Origin of the sequence: Rhodococcus sp. NPDC060176 (assembly GCF_042728675.1) — a bacterium.
Lineage (GTDB): Bacteria > Actinomycetota > Actinomycetes > Mycobacteriales > Mycobacteriaceae > Rhodococcus_F.
The window spans coordinates 1,157,136-1,175,437 of the sequence record NZ_JBHWYS010000001.1 but is presented as its reverse complement, the minus strand read 5'-3'; the positions used below and the strand labels follow the sequence as shown (position 1 = coordinate 1,175,437).

At 61.7% G+C, this 18,302-nt stretch carries 20 protein-coding genes; 9 read left to right on the top strand and 11 right to left on the bottom strand.

All coding sequences use genetic code 11. From position 1 onward, the window contains the following. Window positions 1–148: 148 nt before the first annotated feature. Window positions 149–820 (top strand): NAD(P)H-binding protein, encoded by a 672-nt coding sequence (locus ACFWEM_RS05645; RefSeq protein ID WP_378531861.1) that lies wholly within the window; start codon window positions 149–151, stop codon window positions 818–820. Here the strand turns inward: ACFWEM_RS05645 and ACFWEM_RS05640 are convergent. Both ACFWEM_RS05640 and ACFWEM_RS05635 read right to left on the bottom strand, forming a co-directional pair. Then, entirely contained in the window at window positions 798–1,568 is a 771-nt protein-coding gene (locus tag ACFWEM_RS05640; protein ID WP_378531858.1) for an ABC transporter permease, read from the bottom strand. The two genes, ACFWEM_RS05645 and ACFWEM_RS05640, sit on opposite strands and share 23 nt — an antisense overlap. Window positions 1,569–1,630: 62 nt before the next feature. Then, window positions 1,631–2,068 (bottom strand): GtrA family protein, encoded by a 438-nt coding sequence (locus ACFWEM_RS05635; RefSeq protein ID WP_020908979.1) that lies wholly within the window; start codon window positions 2,066–2,068, stop codon window positions 1,631–1,633. A 141-nt stretch (window positions 2,069–2,209) separates the two neighbouring features. On the opposite strand from ACFWEM_RS05635, the gene ACFWEM_RS05630 reads away from it, so the two are divergent. After that, window positions 2,210–2,917: a TetR/AcrR family transcriptional regulator gene (locus tag ACFWEM_RS05630; RefSeq protein WP_378531856.1), complete on the top strand. Its 708-nt coding sequence runs from the start codon at window positions 2,210–2,212 to the stop codon at window positions 2,915–2,917. 49 nt (window positions 2,918–2,966) lie between these two features. Here the strand turns inward: ACFWEM_RS05630 and ACFWEM_RS05625 are convergent, their stop codons facing one another. Continuing rightward, entirely contained in the window at window positions 2,967–4,463 is a 1,497-nt protein-coding gene (locus ACFWEM_RS05625) for an MFS transporter (protein WP_003940566.1), read from the bottom strand. A gap of 99 nt (window positions 4,464–4,562) precedes the next feature. Here ACFWEM_RS05625 and ACFWEM_RS05620 point away from each other — a divergent pair, with 99 nt between their 5' ends. Then, the gene (locus tag ACFWEM_RS05620; RefSeq protein ID WP_378531854.1) at window positions 4,563–5,222 is read left to right on the top strand and encodes a TetR/AcrR family transcriptional regulator; all 660 of its coding nucleotides are present in this window, start codon (window positions 4,563–4,565) and stop codon (window positions 5,220–5,222) included. A 9-nt stretch (window positions 5,223–5,231) separates the two neighbouring features. Here the strand turns inward: ACFWEM_RS05620 and ACFWEM_RS05615 are convergent, their stop codons facing one another. Then, the gene (locus ACFWEM_RS05615; protein ID WP_378531852.1) at window positions 5,232–5,435 is read right to left on the bottom strand and encodes a PspC domain-containing protein; all 204 of its coding nucleotides are present in this window, start codon (window positions 5,433–5,435) and stop codon (window positions 5,232–5,234) included. A 178-nt stretch (window positions 5,436–5,613) separates the two neighbouring features. Next, window positions 5,614–6,462 carry an alpha/beta hydrolase gene (locus tag ACFWEM_RS05610; protein ID WP_378531850.1) on the bottom strand — a complete coding sequence of 283 codons (849 nt, stop codon included), beginning with the start codon at window positions 6,460–6,462 and terminating at the stop codon, window positions 5,614–5,616. A gap of 229 nt (window positions 6,463–6,691) precedes the next feature. Between ACFWEM_RS05610 and ACFWEM_RS05605 the strand changes: the two genes are divergently transcribed. Then, a complete protein-coding gene (locus ACFWEM_RS05605) occupies window positions 6,692–7,108 on the top strand; it encodes a PPOX class F420-dependent oxidoreductase (RefSeq protein ID WP_378531848.1) in 417 nt (138 codons plus the stop codon). A gap of 1 nt (window position 7,109) precedes the next feature. Here the strand turns inward: ACFWEM_RS05605 and ACFWEM_RS05600 are convergent, their stop codons facing one another. Next, window positions 7,110–7,463, bottom strand: a complete 354-nt coding sequence (locus ACFWEM_RS05600; RefSeq protein ID WP_279164427.1) for a helix-turn-helix domain-containing protein — start codon at window positions 7,461–7,463, stop codon at window positions 7,110–7,112. 110 nt (window positions 7,464–7,573) lie between these two features. Between ACFWEM_RS05600 and ACFWEM_RS05595 the strand changes: the two genes are divergently transcribed. From ACFWEM_RS05595 to ACFWEM_RS05575, 5 genes are all read left to right on the top strand, one after another. After that, window positions 7,574–8,194 carry a malonic semialdehyde reductase gene (locus tag ACFWEM_RS05595; protein WP_378531846.1) on the top strand — a complete coding sequence of 207 codons (621 nt, stop codon included), beginning with the start codon at window positions 7,574–7,576 and terminating at the stop codon, window positions 8,192–8,194. A 300-nt stretch (window positions 8,195–8,494) separates the two neighbouring features. Further along, on the top strand, window positions 8,495–9,142 hold the full coding sequence (locus tag ACFWEM_RS05590) for an ABC transporter permease (RefSeq protein WP_283302663.1): 648 nt from the start codon (window positions 8,495–8,497) through the stop codon (window positions 9,140–9,142). After that, on the top strand, window positions 9,139–10,356 hold the full coding sequence (locus ACFWEM_RS05585) for an ATP-binding cassette domain-containing protein (RefSeq protein WP_378531843.1): 1,218 nt from the start codon (window positions 9,139–9,141) through the stop codon (window positions 10,354–10,356). Before ACFWEM_RS05590 ends, ACFWEM_RS05585 begins: the two co-directional genes overlap by 4 nt. Before the next feature lie 35 nt (window positions 10,357–10,391). Continuing rightward, window positions 10,392–11,171: an ABC transporter permease gene (locus ACFWEM_RS05580; protein WP_378532752.1), complete on the top strand. Its 780-nt coding sequence runs from the start codon at window positions 10,392–10,394 to the stop codon at window positions 11,169–11,171. Next, complete coding sequence (locus ACFWEM_RS05575; RefSeq protein ID WP_378531841.1) at window positions 11,168–12,163, top strand: glycine betaine ABC transporter substrate-binding protein; 996 nt, start codon at window positions 11,168–11,170, stop codon at window positions 12,161–12,163. The genes ACFWEM_RS05580 and ACFWEM_RS05575 overlap by 4 nt, the downstream gene beginning before the upstream one ends. A gap of 27 nt (window positions 12,164–12,190) precedes the next feature. Here the strand turns inward: ACFWEM_RS05575 and ACFWEM_RS05570 are convergent, their stop codons facing one another. From ACFWEM_RS05570 to ACFWEM_RS05550, 5 genes are all read right to left on the bottom strand, one after another. Beyond that, window positions 12,191–12,967, bottom strand: a complete 777-nt coding sequence (locus ACFWEM_RS05570) for a trans-aconitate 2-methyltransferase (protein WP_378531839.1) — start codon at window positions 12,965–12,967, stop codon at window positions 12,191–12,193. A 59-nt stretch (window positions 12,968–13,026) separates the two neighbouring features. After that, window positions 13,027–14,064, bottom strand: coding sequence for a phosphatidylinositol-specific phospholipase C domain-containing protein (locus ACFWEM_RS05565; protein ID WP_378531837.1), 1,038 nt, complete (start codon window positions 14,062–14,064; stop codon window positions 13,027–13,029). 67 nt (window positions 14,065–14,131) lie between these two features. Beyond that, window positions 14,132–15,826: a class I adenylate-forming enzyme family protein gene (locus ACFWEM_RS05560; RefSeq protein ID WP_378531835.1), complete on the bottom strand. Its 1,695-nt coding sequence runs from the start codon at window positions 15,824–15,826 to the stop codon at window positions 14,132–14,134. Window positions 15,827–15,868: 42 nt separating this feature from the next. Continuing rightward, complete coding sequence (locus ACFWEM_RS05555) at window positions 15,869–16,750, bottom strand: acyl-CoA thioesterase (RefSeq protein WP_378531833.1); 882 nt, start codon at window positions 16,748–16,750, stop codon at window positions 15,869–15,871. A 10-nt stretch (window positions 16,751–16,760) separates the two neighbouring features. Next, window positions 16,761–18,194, bottom strand: a complete 1,434-nt coding sequence (locus ACFWEM_RS05550; protein WP_378531831.1) for an MFS transporter — start codon at window positions 18,192–18,194, stop codon at window positions 16,761–16,763. Window positions 18,195–18,302: the final 108 nt, after the last annotated feature.

Below are 18,302 nucleotides of genomic sequence, written 5' to 3'. Positions count from 1 at the left end.
TTTGTAGGGACTTTAGTCACAAGTCGGGTCAAAATGGACTCATAAATGCAGGTCAAGCGTTCAGTTGGTGGTCGCTGTCGGTCGAGTCTCAGACTGTTCCGTAGTGTGCGCATCACAGAAAGCAGAACCAATACCGGCGGGGGACACAATGAAGGTCATCGTTTTCGGGGCAACGGGGATGGTCGGCAACAGCGTCTTGCTCGAGTGCCTGGACGATCCACGAATCGACACCGTCGTCACCGTCGGCCGCAATTCGTGCGGTTCAACTGCCCCGAAGATCGTCGACATCGTTCACCGCGACTTACTGGACTACTCGGCAATCGAAGCAGATCTGACCGGTGCCGACGCCTGCTTCTTCTGCCTCGGTGTGTCCTCCGCAGGAATGAACGAAGCCGACTACACCCACATCACGCGTGACATCACGCTTGCCGCCGCCACAACGCTGTCGCGCTTGAACCCGCAGATGGTCTTCGTCTACGTGTCCGGTGAAAGCGCCGACTCCACCGAAACCAGCAAGACCATGTGGAAGCGAGTACGTGGCGCAACCGAGAACGCGCTACTCACACTCCCCCTCACGGCCTACATCCTCAGGCCGGGGTTCATCCGTCCGCGCCCGGGATCGCCGTCGAAAACGTGGTGGTACAAGCTCTTCTATCAGGTTTCCGTGCCTCTCTACCCACTCCTGCGCAAGGTGTGGCCCAACGGCGTTACCACCAGCGAGAACATCGGCAAGGCGATGATCACCCTCGCGGCTAACACTCCCGATCTTCCCGACCGTGTCCTGCGCAGCGACAAGATCAACGAACTCGCGCAGGCCTGACAGCCTTTCCCCGAAATACGAAACCGCGCGCAACGAGTTCCAAAGCCACAGCTACAGCGCAGGTTTGCGCCAACAACAGCCCAGCCAGGACAAGAATCTGTACTGCACCGGCCTGAACAGCCGACCCCGTCGCAAGCAGAACGCCGACAAAAGCGCCGGGCAAAGTCACGAGGCCGACGGTGCGGGTCTGGTCGACTCCGGGCAACAGGGCGTCGGACGCGGCGGTACGGGCGACTTCCCACCGCGCATCGCGTTGCGAGAAACCCAGGCTCAGTGCGGCTTCCACTTCCCCGAAACGATCGTCGACGGCGTCGAGTCCGCGTTTGGCTGCCATCGACGTCGCTGTCATGGCGCCGCCCAAGACAATTCCGCCGATCGGGACAAGAGCGACGCCTTCGACCGGAACCACTCCGGACAGCAGCATGAGTGGCAACACCACACCGATTCCCGATGCCAACGCGACGGTCAGCCACCCGCCGGAAGTTCCTGCGCCGGAGCGTCGTGCAGCGGTGAACGACGCCGCAGCGAACATGCCGACGAGCACGAGGAGTGCTGACCAGATGTGAGCCAATGCCGCGGCAAGGATCAACGAAACAGCAGCCAATTGAAGGGCGCCGCGTGCGAGCGCGCCGGGAACTATCCGAATGCTACCGAGGCGAGCGAATCGGTAGACGAGTGTGGCCACGAGCGCCATGACAATACAGAGCACGGCCAAACGGACGCCGGAGTCGGCTATCGAAAGGCTCATGGGTCACAGTGTTCCCTACGAGCCAATGTGATCCGAACCCGCGATCCGAACCCGCGAACCGCTCAGAAAACCCAACCGCGAAGTGCGACAAACCGCAGACCGCCGACAATTCCGCTCACTGCGATCACAAGGCCCGCTTGAAGGAGCCCGTCAGCACCGGGCAACAGGAATCCGAGCGCACTGATGGCAGCAGAACTGGCGATCAAACCGACCAGGGCGAGCCCGCCACCTTCCCACTGAGCAGTGAACCAGTTGACGCGATCCGCGGCGTGGAAGGTGAGCCGGCGATGCAGCTCGTTCGCAAGAATGGTGCTCAAGACTGCACCTACAGCATTGGCGACCAGCGCTCCGTCACCGCGCAGGGCCAGAAAAGCGGCGAAGTAGAGAATGTTGCTGGCTCCGCCGACGAGAGCAAAACGAACGAGCTGGGCAAAGGCACCGTCTCCGGCAAGAGCGCGAAGCCTCGTAGCCGCAAAACCCGCGCTCCGCGTACCCACCATCGAGATCGGATTGCTCCCGACCCAGATGTCAGACGTGCTCATATCGGCTTCTCTCGTACTGACAATCGGAACCACACGTTCCGCTTAGCAATATAGCACTAACGGAATCGATCATTCCGCTTAGTGCCGTAGACTGTGAGGATGCCGACAACCCACCCCGACGCTTCTCGTGCGGGGACCTCGGCCGACTGCTCACAGCCGCGCCTTCGGTCCGACGCCAAGGCCAACCTCGAGCGGATTCTCAACTCCGCCCGCGAGGTGTTCGCGGCCCAAGGACTGGACGCCACTCTTGCCGATGTGGCGAAACACGCCGGCGTCGGCGTCGGCACTGTCTATCGGCGGTTCGCCAGCAAGGACGAGCTGATCCAGGCCCTGTTCGACACACGGTGCTCCGAGATCGAAACGATCGCCGCCACCGCCCGCGAGATGCCCGACGCCTGGGAAGGCCTTGTCTACTTCCTCGACGTGATCTCCCTGCGTATGGCGGACAACCGCGGATTCGGTGATCTCCTGATGGACGGGCGCTTCACGTCCGACACTTTCGCTCGCGCGCGCGCGGGGATCGCCCAGCACACCGCGGCACTCGTCAATCGTGCCAAGGAACAGGGCACCCTGCGCAGCGACTTCGAAGTCAACGACATTCCGCTTCTCATGCAGGTCGTCAAGATGGCCCAGAAGTTCGGCGGCGACGAGGCCCCTCAGGCTTACCGCCGCGCACTCGGGTTCATGATCGACGGACTCTGCGCTTCCCGCACCGGCCATCGAGAACTGCCCGTCCCGGCGCTGTCGTCCGAACAACTCGATCACGTCCTTCATCGGTTTCAGGCATCGCCCGATAAGAACTGCTGACTCGATTTCGGGGTCGACGCCGCAATGGCATCGACCCCGAAATTTACTGTCAGTGGGCGATTACCGGCTCACCTTCGGGCGAATCGGGAAGCAGTCCACTCCGCAGAACCAGTCCGGTCAAGACCGCTCCGACCGCGAAAATACCTGCTGCCCAATAGAACGTCGTGGTGTAGCTCTCGACGGCAGCCTGTGCCTGAGTGAGCGGATTCATCTCGCGGCCCACCAGGTAGTTGGTGGAAGCCGAAGCCGCAATCGTGCTGAGCAACGCGGTACCGATCGAGCCGCCCACCTGCTGCATCGTATTGACGGTGGCAGATGCGACGCCCGCATCTTCGTGATGCACGCCGGAGGTTGCGCCCTGCATGGACGGCGCGAAGATGCTGCCCATACCGAGTCCGGTGACCACGAGGCCCGGGAGGATGTGGACGGCATAGGTGCTGTCCACGGAAATCTGGGCCAGCAGCGTCATTCCGATCGCCGCGATGACCATTCCGCTCACGATCAGCACTCGCGGACCAACGCGAGGGAGCAAGACCGCTGTCGAAAGCGTTGCCGCCGTCACGATTCCGAACACCATCGGCATGAATGCGAGGCCGGTCATGATCGGGCTGTACCCGAGGATCAGCTGCATGTAGTACGTCAGGAACAGGAAGACTGCGAACATGCCTGCGCCGGAAAGGAAGATCGCCAGGTACGAGCCCGCCCGGATACGGTCGAGGACCACCCGCAACGGCAGGAGCGGATGCTCGGACTTGGTCTGCCAGTAGATGAATGCCGCCATGAATACAACGCCGGCAACGAGCCACGAGATGGTAGGAGTTGCACTCCAGCCGTCCGACTCGGCCTTCGAGAAACCGAAGACGATGCTGAACAAGCTGATCGACACCAAGATCGTTCCGGGGATGTCGAGTTTCGGCCGCGAGTCACTGGTGTGCGGAGCGAGCAACAGGACTGCTCCGACCAATGCGATTGCCGCGAAGAAGAGGTTCACGAAGAGGCACCAGCGCCAGTCGACCCACTCGGTGAGCGCTCCGCCGAGCAACAGTCCGATAGCGCCGCCGCCGCCGGCAACGGCACCGAAGATACCGAAAGCCTTTGCGCGCTCACCCGGATCCGTGAAGGTCACGGACAGCAGAGACAGCGCTGCCGGAGCAAGGAGTGCACCGAAGACGCCCTGGCCCGCACGAGCGGCAACAAGCATTTCGAAGTTGACGGCTGCGCCACCGATAGCGGAGGCGACCGCGAAGCCGATCAGGCCGACTATGAAAGTTCGCCTGCGCCCGAACAAGTCGCTCAGTCGACCGCCGAGTAGCAGCAAGCTGCCGAACGCCAATGCGTATGCCGTGATGATCCACTGGCGGTCGGAATCACCGAACTCCAGTGAGCGCTGCGCAGCCGGCAGCGCGATGTTGACGATGGTGGCATCCAAGACCACCATCAGCTGCGCAATTCCCAGTACCGCGAGAACCAGCCACCGCTTTGCATGGTTGTCCCCTGAAGGCGCTGAGGACTGCTCGAATTCAGTCCGTTCAGCAATGTCTGACATTGTCCCTCGCCCCACCTATGCGGAGATGGCTTCTCCGGTTAGCAAAAACGCTACACCAAAACGGAGAAGCTGTCTCCACTTGACGGGTAGAGTGGGGACATGAGTACCGCAATGGGGCGCCCGCTTCGCGCTGATGCTGCACGTAATCGGCAGTTGATCATCGATGCCGCACGTGAATTGTTCGCCGAAGAAGGGATCGACGTCACACTCGACGACGTCGCCCGACGCGCGGGTGTCGGCGTCGGAACCGTCTATCGACGGTTCGCAAGCAAGGAAGAACTGATCGACGGAGTCTTCCAGCAGAACTTCGCCGACATGGCGGCGGCCGCCGAGGCATCACTGAGCAATCCGGATCCGTGGGACGGGCTTGTCACGTTTGCCGAATTCGCCTGCAGCCGTATGTCGGTCAACCGTGGACTCAAAGACGTCATGAACGGAACCGACGAGGGTTGCGAGCAGTTGGCATGCCAGCGGTCCATCGTCGAACCGTCGGTCGAGAGGATCTTCTACCGGGCCCAGGACGCCGGGATGCTGCGCCCCGACGCCGTCGTCACCGACCTTTTCGGCCTCATCTTCATGGTGGGCGCCGTCACCGAATTTGCGCAGCCCGTCAACCCGACTGTGTGGCGCCGGTACCTTTCGGTGATGCTCGACGGACTACGCACCGAGGGCTTGCACCGTGACCCGCTCCCCCTCCCCCCGCTCAGTGCCGAAGAACTGCACGAGGCCAAACAGTGCCTGAAAGACCGCCGTCGTTGAGCGGTTCGATCAGATTTCCTCACGAGGAATGAAAATCCACATGACGATGTAGATCAGAAACTGCGGGCCGGGCAGCAGACAGGAGAGCACGAACAGCAGGCGGACGGTCGACGATTTCCACCCGAAGTATCGTGCGATCCCGGCGCAGACCCCGCCGAACATTGCACCTGAGCGCGCTCGAGTGAGTTTGCGGGTCTTCATCGGCGAAGTCATGTTCGGTGCCCCTTCAGTAGATCTCGCGGACTATCCGCGTCGATCTCCACTATCCGCCGGCGGGGCACTCACGCGCATCAGGCCATGGACCCATCTTTTCCGGCCGCAATACATACCCAGGTACCAGTCTGTCCCCGCGTCGCACTCAGGGTTCTCCCCCACACATCGGCCCCAGACTTCAGCACGGGAACAGCCGCCGAAGTCGTTTCGGTGCCGCAAAAGGTTGCCAGTTGTCGACGTCCTGCGCCAGACGGTCGGCGACCGTCCACAACGCCGACGGGTTGTGGGTCAATCCCATGTGACTGCCTTGCACCGCAACGCTTTCCGATTGTCCGGACGTGGTTTCACAACATGCTTGCCACGGAACGATACCGTCGTGTCTGGAGTAGACCGACGTGGCAGGAACCGAAATGGGCGGTCCCTGTTCGGATTCGATGCCGTCGACCGGAGGCAGTATGGCGTGCTTCCCGGACAAACGAGCGTAGAGCGATCCAATTCTCGTCTGCTCCAGACTGGTGAGAGCGAAAGGACTTCCGAGTGTCACCACCTGTCGCACCGAATCCGGCAGGTCCCTGGCCAACTTACGAGCGTAGATACCGCCCAAGCTCCAGCCGATGACCGACACCTTCTGCTCGTACCGATCCGCCACCTGGGCCAATGCGGCGGGCAATCCGTCGACCACCATCGCCGTCGGGCCGGTGTTGACGCCCAGATTCCAGCCGTGGACGCGGTATCCGAGGAAACTCAGGTACGCCCTCAAGGCAAGAGTCGACACGTCCGATGTCAGCAGTCCGGGGAGAACGAGGACTGGGTGCCCGTCTCCACGCGGTGATCGAAGCAACCAAGGGGCCGCGAGAAGCAGTGAAGCGATGTCGACCAGTCCGCGCGTCGGCTCGCTCAGACACATCGCCAGTGATGGGGGACCCGGAACGAGTGGGCCGACTTCACGAATCAGCGCCGATCTCTGCGCCCATTCGAATTCAGTTTCCGCGAAATCGATCGCAGAGACTTCCGCAACTACGGACACCTGGACTCCTGTCAGCCGGTGCCCTGATGGGGGCGGTTCCGCGGGCTGTGTGCTCAACCCGCGGAACCTTGTCCTCGTCCACCACCGGTAGCGAACAGGACCCGTTCTGCCCACAGATTCGTGACCTAATGCCTCTCGACCCCACGAACACTGTGTGATCCAGAACACTAGTTTTGGATACGTTGCATCTACGTTGCGTACATGTTTCGTCGCGCGGAAGGAGAAATAGATGTCATTCACGGACGAAGAAATCGCCTACCTGCAGTCGCAGCCACTGGCACGCGTGGCCACCGTCTCACCGGACGGTCAACCCGATGTCGTGCCGTTGGCTTTCGAGTACGACGGGGTCCATTTGTGGATCGGCGGGGTAGGCGAAGCCGTCCTGAACACCAAGAAGTTCCGCAATATCGGTTCGGGGCAACTCGAAGTCGCCCTCGTCATGGACGACATGCCGTCATTCGAGCCGTTTGTCGCGCGCGGGATCAGGATCTACGGGATCGCTGAACAGCCGATCGAGAGGGTAGGAATGGTCGGCCCCGGAATCTATTCACGCATCACGCCGACAGTCTCGTGGAGTTGGAACTTGGCGGGAGAACCGGCAGGTGACACCTGGTACGAATCTCACAAGACTGTTCACACGCAATAGGTCAGTTCGGGCAACTCTCGGGCGGCAGATTTTCGGCGGCCCAGGTTGTCAGTTCACTGAGAGCGGGAAGCAGCGCCTGCCCCGAGGCCGTCAGTTCGTACTCCACGGCGATGGGCGGACCTGCGTCGACGGTCCTCGTAACCAGGCCTGCCCCGGCCAGCTCCGTCAGGCGTTCCGAGAGCACCGAATCGCTGATCCCGCCGACCGCTCGCTTGAGTTCGGAGAATCCCGCCGGCCCGTTCAGCAGCGTGCCGAGAATGACGCCGTTCCATCGTTTGCCCAGGAAGCCGAACGCACGGGCCAACGCCCCGTCACATGCGCGGGGCTCGTGCTCCGCTTCGCTCTTGCTTGCCACCCCACCATCCTAGTCATAGTGCTAACGTATCCGTAGGCACTATTTTTTTACTAGCAACTAGCTTTACCGGGCAAAGTTCGGTGGAGCTACCACCGAACGGAAGCCCCCTGATGTCTCTCGACGCAGCCACCCCATTCACCGACCAGCAACTCGACCAAGCTGGCCGCGAACTCCTCTTCACCGAGGCTCGCACCGCCAACTCCTTCTCGAACGAACCTGTGTCCGACGACGAGCTCACCGCAATCTGGGAGCTCGCAAAGTGGGCACCGACGGCGGCAAACACCAATCCGTTGCGAGTGCTGTTCGTCCGTACCGAGGAAGGCAAAGCGCGCCTCGTCGAGCACATGGCAGACGGCAACAAGGCCAAGACCGAGGCCGCTCCCGCCGTTGCCGTTCTTGCCGTCGACACCAAGTTCTACGAGCACATCCCGGCGCTGTTCCCCATCCGTCCGGAGATGAAGGACTACTTCGAGTCCGACGACGCTGCCGCCACATCGAGCAGTAAGTTCAACGCCGCACTGCAGGCCGGCTACCTCATCCTCGCGATACGGGCCCAGGGCTTGGTCGCCGGCCCGATGGCCGGGTTCGACGCCGACGGCATCGACGGCGAGTTCTTCGCCGACGGACGCTTCAAGACCATCCTGGTGGTCAACATCGGCCATCCCGGCGAGAACCCGTGGTTCGATCGTCTGCCGCGACTCTCAAATGAGGATGCGCTCACCTGGGCCTGAGGCCGACTCTGAAATATCCATACAAGCGGGAGGGCTCTTCGGGGCTCTCCCGCTTTGCAGTTTCCGGCACGTTTGAAATGCTTATCTGCTGGGTACAAAGACGCGTCTCGTAAATTCTCACGTCCAGAACAACTTCCGACACGCTGCAATCGGAATTAGTTGCAGTATCCGAGTTTTTGGACGACAGTCGAGACAAACCCCTCGGCCGACGACGGCTGCGGGGAAAGCCCTTGTGCGCCGGTCGGTGTCGAGGGAAGACGTTCTTGCGAGCAGAAGTCCGAAGAAAGTGGGTTCGGAAATATGGGCGCGCTATGGGATTTTGTCGTTGCACGACGACAACAATTGATGACCGACTCGTACCTACATGTTTCAGCAGTTATCCAGTCCGTGATCATCGCGACGATTGCCGCCGTGATCATCGGAATTCTCGTCTACAGAAGCCCGGTCGGTTCGTCCGTGGCAACAGCTTTGGCCAGCACGATCCTGACGGTTCCTTCGTTCGCCCTTCTCGGACTGCTCATTCCGATACTCGGTCTCGGCGTCGCCCCCACGATCACTGCATTGATCTTGTATGCCCTGCTCCCGATCATTCGGAACACGATCATCGGCCTGGACGCGGTCAATCCGGCGATCACGGACGCAGCACGCGGTGTGGGGATGAATCGCCTTCATGTACTCAGTCGAATCGAACTGCCGATTGCGTGGCCGTCGATACTCACCGGTATGCGGGTCAGTACGCAGATGCTCATGGGCATCCTCGCCATCGCGGCGTACGCCAAGGGCCCCGGTCTGGGAAACCTGATCTTCTCCGGGCTCTCGCGGGTCGGTAGCCCCAATGCTGTTCCGCAAGCGCTGGTCGGCACCGTACTCATCGTCATTCTGGCCCTGATCCTCGACGGAATCTACGTCGTCATCGGCCGTCTCACTACTTCGAAGGGGCTGCAATGACCGAAACCATTCCGTCCGACGTATCCGCAGACCAGAAGGTATCCGGAGTCGAGATCGTTCTCGAATCCGTGACCAAGCGTTACCCTGGCCAGAAAGCAGCAGCGGTGGACAATGTTTCACTGACTGTTCCGGCCGGTGAGATCGTGGTGTTCGTCGGACCTTCGGGCTGTGGCAAGACGACGACGATGCGCATGATCAACCGTCTGATCGAACCCACCTCGGGCAAGATCACCATCGACGGCAAAGACGCGCTGTCCATCGACCCGGACAAGCTTCGCCGCGGCATCGGATACTCGATTCAGCAGGCAGGTTTGTTCCCGCACTTCACCATTGCGAAGAACGTCGCGACGGTGCCCGGCCTCATCGGTTGGGACAAGAAACGCATCGCAGCACGGACCGACGAGATGCTCGACCTCGTCGGCCTCGATCCGGACACCTATCGCGACCGGTACCCGCGCCAGCTTTCCGGCGGCCAGCAACAGCGTGTAGGCGTGGCGCGAGCACTCGCTGCCGATCCCCCGGTTCTGTTGATGGACGAGCCTTTCGGTGCGGTCGACCCCATCACCCGCGGCCTGCTCCAGGACGAACTGATGCGACTGCAGTCGGAGTTGGGTAAGACCATCGTCTTCGTCACCCACGATTTCAACGAGGCAGTCAAGCTCGGTGATCGAATTGCCGTGCTGGGCAACCAGTCCAGCATTATGCAGTACGACACCCCCGAAGCTATTCTCGCCAATCCCGCCAACGACATGGTCGCGGGTTTCGTCGGCGCCGACGCATCACTCAAGCAGTTGACATTGACCCGGGTGCGTCAGATCAAGCTCAAGCAATGCCTCACCGCGCGCGAAACAGATTCGGTCGACGATTTGAGAACCGCACTCGCAGCGCGCAAGTGGAAGTGGGCCTTGATTCTCGATCAGCGTGGGCGACCGCTTCGCTGGGTCTCACCCGGCCACCTCGCTCATGCGTCGAGCCTCCGAGGTGTCGGCAACGAGATCGGTGAGGCCGTGTCCATCCAGTCCACCCTGCAGGATGCGTTGGAAGCTCTTCTCGCCGAGAGCAATGCGTCCACTGTGGTCACCGGACGGCGCGGCGAGTACGTCGGCCTCATCACGATCGACACACTCGTGAGCCATCTCTCCGAGATGCGCGAGGAGCATGCCCACGATCACGACGAGGAGTCCGACGCCGAGAACGTCGAGGGTCGAATATGAGTGCCCCGACCGAAGAGCGCGTCGCCGCTCCCGAAATGGAAACTGATGCGCCCGATCTCGGTGCCGCCGAAAATGCGGCCACCCGCCGAGCGGAACGGATGCGCCTGTACGTTCAGCCGGTCATCGTTCTGATCCTGGTTGCGGGCGTGTTGACCTGGGCGTTCACTCGCGATCTCAACGCGACGCAGAAGGCCAGCATCAATCTCGACAATATCGTCACGCTGACGTGGCAACACGTGCTGATCACCGCAGCAGTGGTCATCATCGTCGTCGCCATCGCTGTTCCGCTCGGAACCTTGTTGACCAGGCCGAGATTCACCCGCTTGGCGCCGTTCTTCGTCGGTATCGCCAACATCGGAGCCGCGGCGCCGGCCATCGGCCTCCTCGTGCTGTTCTATCTCGCGACCAGAACAACGGGTTTCTGGATCGGTGTATTTCCGATCGCCTTCTATTCGCTGCTTCCCGTGCTGCGCAACACGATTCTGGGCTATCAGCAGGTGGACAAGACCCTCATCGACGCCGGGCGTGGTCAGGGAATGTCTTCTCTGACCGTGCTGCGCCAGCTCGAATTCCCGATGGCTGTCCCGTACATTCTTGCGGGCCTTCGCACTTCGCTCGTTCTGGCGGTCGGCACGGCGACGCTGTGCTTCCTGGTCAGTGCCGGCGGTCTGGGCATTCTGATCGACACCGGATACAAGCTCCGTGACAACGTCACGCTCGTGGTCGGTGCGGTACTCGCGGTGTCGCTGGCCCTACTGATCGACTGGCTCGGCGCGCTCGCCGAAACTTATCTCGGGCCCAAGGGATTACGATGACCAAGACTTCGATCACCAGAACGCGGGGCTGGAAACTCGCCGTTGCCACGCTCGGCCTCACACTCGTCGCTTCCTGTGGCTTGGAATCCGGTGGCGCACTGCCCCTTGCCGTCGGCCCCGGCAGCATCGAGCCCGTTCCCGAGCTAGAGGGTGTGAAGATGACCGTCGGCTCCAAGGACTTCACCGAGCAGATCGTGCTCGGATACATCATCGAATTCGCGATGTCCGCTGCAGGCGCGGATGTTCGCGATCTCACGAACATCCAGGGCTCCAACAGCACCCGAGACGCGCAGTTGAACGGGCAGATCGATCTTGCGTACGAATACACCGGAACCGGGTGGATCAACTATCTGGGAAACGAGACTCCTCTCCCGGACTCGCAGGCCCAGTTCGAGGCGGTCCGTGACGCTGATCTGGCCGCGAACGACATGGTGTGGACGGATCCGGCGCCGATGAACAATACGTATGCATTGGCGATGAGCAAGGAGACAGCCGAGAAGACCGGAGTCAAGACGGTTTCCGACTACGCGAAGTTGGTCGAGTCCGATCCCGGCGCTGCGGTCACGTGCGTCGAGACCGAGTTCAACGTCCGTCAGGACGGATATCCCGGTCTGGCAGCCAAGTACGGCTTCGATGCGTCGCGCGCCCAGCGACAGATTCTGCAGACGGGCATCATCTACCAGGCGACGGCCGACAGCGACCAGTGCAAGTTCGGTGAAGTGTTCACCACCGACGGCCGCATCATCGCTCTCGACCTGGTTCTGCTCGACGACGATCTCCAGTTCTTCCCGAAATACAATCCGGCACTGGTGATGAAAAAGGACTTCGCGGAAGCACATCCGCAGGTAGCAGAAGTCATGGCACCGATCTCGGAGCGACTGACCAACGAGGTGATGACCGAACTCAACCGGCAGGTCGACGTCGACGGCAAGGAGCCGGCAGACGTGGCTCGCGACTGGCTGGTCTCCGAAGGCTTCGTCACCGCGCAGTGATCGGCTGACCGCAAGCCGGCCGACTATCTACCGCTTGCGTCCCACGCAGAACACCCGCCGGAACGGAAACAGCGTTCCGGCGGCTGTTGCGGGATACGCCTCACGCAGCAGATCGGAATACTGGCGCTCGAACTCCGGCGCGTCAGCTTCGCCGAGAACGTCGAGCACCGGCCTCAAGCCCGTCCCCCGTACCCATCCGAGCACCGGGTCGGCACCTGCCAGTACGTGTACGTACGTTGTTTCCCAAGCGTCGACGTCGAATCCGTGTTCCTGGAGACGCTGCGCGTACGCAACTGGACTGTCAACGCCTTCCGGACCGCGCAAGACGCCGCCCAGTCGCTCACTCCACTCCGCGGACTCCGCGAGGTTCCGCATGAGCGAGTGGGACGGAGCATCGAAGTTCCCCGGAACCTGCCACGCCAGCCACGACCCGGACCCCAGAGTGTCCGCCCACTGATCGATCAGCTCGCGATGGCTCGGAACCCACTGCAGTGCAGCGTTACTGACGACGACGTCGTAACCTGTGGCGTCGAACGACATGATGTCCCCCAACTCGACGGTGACGTTTCCCGGTAGGTCTGCCGGGGCCTGCGCCACCATTTCGGGAGACGAGTCGAAACCGGATACCGACGCGTCCGGCCACCTTTCCCCCAGCATCGCGGTCAGGGTGCCTGATCCGCAGCCCAGGTCGGCTACGCGAGTCGGGTCTTCGGTGGCCACCCGGGACACCAGGTCGACGAACGGGCGTGACCGCTCCCCCGAATAGCGGCCGTAGACTTCGGGATTCCACGTGACTGTGCGCATGAACCCATCCTGCACCCTGTTCCTGAGAATTGCCGCCCGTCAGATCTTGTCAGCGGACATCACCGACGCGGCACCACGGTGGACAGTACGTTCGGCAACCTCGACCAGTCCGCGGTGATGTAACTTGCGTGCTGCCCGGCCAACAGGTCGAGTCGCTCGCCCGCCTCGGCTTCCGAGGCGTGGGTACCGTCGATCTGCGGAGCGACCTTGTGCGCGTCGGTCATGACGAGGAGGTAACCCCGTTCGCGGTACCAACTCGGATCCACAACTCCCGAGGTGTAGTCGAGGGCGTCACCGTCGAAAATCACGAACCACGGACGGATCCCCGGGTCGGTGTAGCGGGCGAGACGTGGGTCTCCCGGTGACGCCCGGTGAACAGCGGGAAAGGCCGCGCCGAGTTCGACGAGCCCGGCGGAGGACAGATCCCGCAGGTGCGTCGCATACTGCCGGTCCGTCCATTCCGTATCGAGAGGGTTCCCCTCCTCGATCGTTCCCGGTATCAGCTCGAACAGAAATTTCCCGGCCATTTCGGAGGTGCTCGGCCATCCACGCTCGGTGACGGCGGCATCCGGGGTCGGGTAAGACTCACCCATCAGATCTGCCGGCGTGAAAACCGCGTCTCCGAGTGTCCCGAGTATCAGGGCGTCGAGATCCGCGGGCCCACGTCCGTACCCGGTGGTGAACCCGTCCTTGAGTTCCAACTTGATCATCACCGGCGGATGCTCGGGATTGGCTTCGTGCCACGCCCGCATATCTGCCAAACATCCGCGGAGTCCCTGATCTCGCGGGCCACTTCGCAACTCGGAGGCGTTCGATGCTCCGACGCAGTTACTCTCGTTTGCCACCGGATTCATGTGCGACACACGCCAGTCCGGACCGCCGCCGTTGGTCCACAGGTCGAGCTCGAGCAACGACGCCCCCGAGTCGAGCGCATCGGCGAAGTAGGGAAACGTCGCCGTCTCGTAGGAATTGTGGACCCCGACGGACGTCGTCTCGGAGAACGAGCGAGCTTGGTCAGCGGTCGTCTCGGCGCCGGCAGAAGGCGCCGAGACAATCACCGCGAACGCACTCAGACCGACTGCCAGGATTCCACGCATGTTCGACACTCTCGCAGAAAGTTCACCGCGGCAGGACGGAATCGCCAGAGTTAACTGGACGATCGTCCTAGACCGCGTCTGCGGCGAGACTGTTGCGCAGTTCGTTCTTCTGTATCTTTCCCGTTGCGGTGACGGGTAGCCGCTCGACGAACCTGATCGAACGCACCTTCTGATACGGAGCCACCTTTGCGGCCACGTAGTCCGTCAACTCCCGTTCGAGCAATTGCGGGTCCGACACAGACTTGGACGCAAAGTCGTGGTTCAACTGAACGAAGGCCGTCACACGCTCACCGACCATTGGCGCCTTCTCGCCGACGACGGCCGCCTGCGCAACAGCAGGGTGCGAACACAGAATCTCTTCGAGCGGCTGCGGATAGACGTTGTAGCCCTTGTAGATGATCATGTCCTTCGACCTCCCTACCAGGAAAAGGTGCCCCGCTTCGTCCAGTCGCCCCATGTCGCCGGTCGCGAGCCAACCGCCGCGGAACTGAACCGCAGTCAGTTCCGGCTGATTCTGGTACCCGTCGGCGATCTGCGGCCCGCGAGCCCAGACCTCACCGACCTCGCCGGGCTCGAGGACTGCCGAATTCTCGTCTCGGATCTCGAGTTCGGTGTCGAAGATCGCGACGCCGACGCTGTCCGGCGGCGTCGCGACAAGACTGTTCAAAGGCGCACCGGTCAGGCCCATCGTCGCTTCGCTCAAGCCGTATCCCTCTGTGACCCAGGCGTTGCCGAAAAACGATTGCAGGCTCCGCAGCGAAGTCGTGTCGAACGGGGCTGCACCGGAATTGATCGCACGCACGGAGGACAAATCGTGCGCTCCGATCTTGCTGCTCGCCAACAACGCGTAGTACATCGCGGGCGAGCCGGTGATGTGCGTGACGCCGAGGCGCTCGATGTCTGCCAACATCCGGTCCGGATCGAAGCGCCCGGTGAAGACAACGGTCGAACCGAGCAGTGTGCTGACGTTCTGTCCGACCAAGCCCAGACCGTGAAAGAGTGGCGCCACTGCGATGTTGACGCCTTCGCCCGGGACCAGCGCATGCGGACCGCGATCCGCGGCCGACTGCATTCGAAGCCCCCCGAGTTCGTCGAGTTCGGTGAGAAGCCCGGATCGCCAGGACGCCATCTGGATCACATTCGAAACGAGGTTACGATGTAGTACGCGAACAGCTTTGGAGCGTCCGGTCGTACCACCGGTCAGCTGCAGATGAGCGACGAGTTCCGGATCCACGCGGTACGACGCCAACGGTTGCGCTTGCAGTAAATCGTCGAATGCACGGACTCGCTCCGGCAGAGCCGTTTCAGTCGCCGGCGCTGAGGGTGTCGTGGATACACACACCACTTCATCGACACACTGTGCATCCGCCGCCAGAACGATGCCGACGGATTCGGGATGCGAGATGACCACCCTCGCCTTCACATCGTCCAACTGATCGTGGAGACCGGCGGGCGGGAGAGTCGGATTGACCGGCGCCACAGCAGCACCCGCGCACAGTGCCCCGTAGTACGCCACGACGTACCACAGGTTGTTCTGCATATGGAGCGCCACGACGTCTCCCGGTTGTACCCCCAGTGCACGCAATCCCCCGGCCGCTCGTCGTGCATGGTCGTGCAACTCGGCGAAGGTGAGTGCAAGATCGCCGTCTTGCAGCGCAATTCGTTCAGGGTAGGCGCGAGCAGCTCCTGCCAGAACTACGTCGATTCCCGTCGTCGGATAGTCGAGGCATCGAGGCATATCGGTCGGCCAGGCGAGCGTCATGAGTAGAACCTCCAGCTGTTCGGTATGGATGGAATGAATTTTCTAGTCGATCCGGCGGACCAGCGACTCTTGGACGACGGTGGCTACCAAATCTCCTTGCCTACTCCAGAAGTGCCCACTCGACAGACCCCGACCGTCGCAGGACGATGGGCTGCTCTGCGAGAAGAGCATCCAGTCGTCAGCACGGAAGGGTCGATGGAACCACACAGCGTGATCGAGGGAAGTCACGATCGCCCTGGATTGACCCTTGAGCATCGAGCGATGCGGTTGGATGTCCAGTGACGCTGTCGACGCCAATGTCATGTCGGAGCCGTATGTGAGGGCACAGACGTGAAGCAACGGATTGTCGGGCAAGGCCTGAGCGGGTTTGAGCCACACCGTCTGCTCTGAAAGTCCCGGTACTGCAGGGTGGTCCGATACCCGATCCTGCGGAACAAAGCGCAGGGACATCACTCGGACTGTTGTCGCGGCCTGGTACTCCTCAGGCCGCTCTTTCGCCCAGTGCTCGTACGGATCCGGAAGTTCCTCGGGTGGCGGCACTTCGGGCATCTCCAACTGCCGGTCCGCGCCGCCTTCGGGCAGTTTGAAGGAGGCCGACAACGTGAATATCGGTTCGCCGTCTTGTCTCGCAGTGACTCGGCGGGAGCGATATGACCGCCCGTCTCGGAGTCGTTCCACCTCGTAGACGATCGGTTTCGTGGGATCGCCCGCACTGAGGAAATAACCGTGCAGCGAGTGCGCAAGATTTTCTGCTGGAACGGTACTGCCCGCGGCGGTCAGAGCCTGAGCCGCCACCTGCCCGCCGAACGCCCTCATCGGATGCCCGGCATGGCAGTAGCCTCGAAACTCGTTGCTGCTCAGCTGTTCCAAAGTGAGTAGACTCTCGAAGTCAGGCCAAACATGATGATCGAGTACGAAAGTCATCGCGATCGGCCTATCGGGCAGCAACAACGGGAGCGTTGGGGCGCACCAAGTTCTTGTCACGGGCAGGGTCGATGATGACGATGCCGACAACGGCCACGATGAGCGCAACCCCACCGAGGATCTGAAAGGCGGTCGCGTAGCCGTCGCCACCGTCGCCGGCCGCGTCGACGATGCGTCCCATCATGTACGGCGCGATGAAACCACCGAACGCCATGAGCGACAGGAATACCCCGAGCACCCCGGAAATTTGCCTAGGTGGGCACAATTCGCTGACACAGGCATTGAGAAGCGGGAGCACCGGAGTACATATCGCGTAGCCCAAGGACACCATGAACACGGCCATGACAGGCGTGCTGACGAAGGGCAGGAAGACCAACATCGTGCCGCCGATCAGCATGCCGACCGCAGGAAAGACCACCCGAGCAGCCCGCATGCTGACGCCTTTGGTGATGAGCCTGTCACTGAACCAAGTACTACTCAACATGATCGCAAGGCCGATGAGACTGGGGATGGAGAACATCGAACCGGCCTGTAGTCGCGAATAGCCAAGGCCCAGTTCGAAGTACGACGGCAACCAGGTGAGGACCACCGCTGCCAGTGCATAGGCAGCTGCAATGAGCAGAACTCCGCCGATGAAGGTGCGGGTACGGAAGATGTGCAGCCAGGGCACAGCCGGCTCAGAGTCAGTCGCGGGCGACGATGCCGGATCCGAGTCTCCAGGGCCCGAGTCGGCATCATCGGCCTTACCCGAGCCGCCACTGCGGCCGTACGGGCCTTCCTTCCACACTGCCAGCCACAGCACAGCCCACAACAGACCCGCGATCGCCAATGCGACCAGTGCAGAGCGCCAGCCCCAGGTGACGGCGACGTACGCGAGGATGGGCGCGATCGCAATCTTCGCGATCGACGCCGAGCAGGTCAGGACGGCTCCCGGCAGTCCGCGCCGCGCCGGCGCATGCCAGGAGTACGCGGCGGAGAACAGCAGGGGCGAGTTCGGCCCTTCGGCGAAGCCGAGAATCATCCGACTCACCAGCAGGGTCACGAAACTGGCCGAGAGAATGAGCGGCAACATCGCCACGGACCACAGGACGACCAGCAGCACGAGCGCCCAGCGCAGTCCGAGCCACTTGTCGAGGGCGCCCGAGAACAAGCCACCGAGCGAGAGCATCAGAAAAAAGGCACTACCGGTCAGACCGATGTCGGAAGCGGAGAGTCCCAACTCCTTGGCCAAGGGCTGAGCGATGATGCCGAGAACTGCTTTGTCGGCAAAGTTGATGACGTACATGGCGACCAGCACGCTGGTCATCCCCCAGGCCACTGTCCTGGATTCGCCTGCTTCTCCGAACTTGGCCCGAGGCCGGTTCACCTGCTGTTCGAGTACCACTAAATCTCCTTGAACTGGTAAGGGAAGATTCGCCACGGCTTCGCCATCGACGCCCGACATGACCGAGACGGTGATGGGCATCACATCGTGAACTGAGCAGAATTCAACCACTAAAACAGCTTCCCAGCAAGCAATTCGGCAGATAATGTGAATTTGTCATAACTTGAG

Coding starts and splice junctions, on each gene's coding strand:
- ACFWEM_RS05645 (WP_378531861.1), top strand. CDS start 149: ATGAAGGTCATCGTTTTCGGGGCAACGGGGATGGTCGGCAACAGCGTC.
- ACFWEM_RS05640 (WP_378531858.1), bottom strand. CDS start 1,568: ATGAGCCTTTCGATAGCCGACTCCGGCGTCCGTTTGGCCGTGCTCTGT.
- ACFWEM_RS05635 (WP_020908979.1), bottom strand. CDS start 2,068: ATGGTGGGTACGCGGAGCGCGGGTTTTGCGGCTACGAGGCTTCGCGCT.
- ACFWEM_RS05630 (WP_378531856.1), top strand. CDS start 2,210: ATGCCGACAACCCACCCCGACGCTTCTCGTGCGGGGACCTCGGCCGAC.
- ACFWEM_RS05625 (WP_003940566.1), bottom strand. CDS start 4,463: ATGTCAGACATTGCTGAACGGACTGAATTCGAGCAGTCCTCAGCGCCT.
- ACFWEM_RS05620 (WP_378531854.1), top strand. CDS start 4,563: ATGAGTACCGCAATGGGGCGCCCGCTTCGCGCTGATGCTGCACGTAAT.
- ACFWEM_RS05615 (WP_378531852.1), bottom strand. CDS start 5,435: ATGACTTCGCCGATGAAGACCCGCAAACTCACTCGAGCGCGCTCAGGT.
- ACFWEM_RS05605 (WP_378531848.1), top strand. CDS start 6,692: ATGTCATTCACGGACGAAGAAATCGCCTACCTGCAGTCGCAGCCACTG.
- ACFWEM_RS05595 (WP_378531846.1), top strand. CDS start 7,574: ATGTCTCTCGACGCAGCCACCCCATTCACCGACCAGCAACTCGACCAA.
- ACFWEM_RS05590 (WP_283302663.1), top strand. CDS start 8,495: ATGGGCGCGCTATGGGATTTTGTCGTTGCACGACGACAACAATTGATG.
- ACFWEM_RS05585 (WP_378531843.1), top strand. CDS start 9,139: ATGACCGAAACCATTCCGTCCGACGTATCCGCAGACCAGAAGGTATCC.
- ACFWEM_RS05580 (WP_378532752.1), top strand. CDS start 10,392: ATGGAAACTGATGCGCCCGATCTCGGTGCCGCCGAAAATGCGGCCACC.
- ACFWEM_RS05575 (WP_378531841.1), top strand. CDS start 11,168: ATGACCAAGACTTCGATCACCAGAACGCGGGGCTGGAAACTCGCCGTT.
- ACFWEM_RS05570 (WP_378531839.1), bottom strand. CDS start 12,967: ATGCGCACAGTCACGTGGAATCCCGAAGTCTACGGCCGCTATTCGGGG.
- ACFWEM_RS05565 (WP_378531837.1), bottom strand. CDS start 14,064: ATGCGTGGAATCCTGGCAGTCGGTCTGAGTGCGTTCGCGGTGATTGTC.
- ACFWEM_RS05560 (WP_378531835.1), bottom strand. CDS start 15,826: ATGACGCTCGCCTGGCCGACCGATATGCCTCGATGCCTCGACTATCCG.
- ACFWEM_RS05555 (WP_378531833.1), bottom strand. CDS start 16,750: ATGACTTTCGTACTCGATCATCATGTTTGGCCTGACTTCGAGAGTCTA.
- ACFWEM_RS05550 (WP_378531831.1), bottom strand. CDS start 18,194: ATGTCGGGCGTCGATGGCGAAGCCGTGGCGAATCTTCCCTTACCAGTT.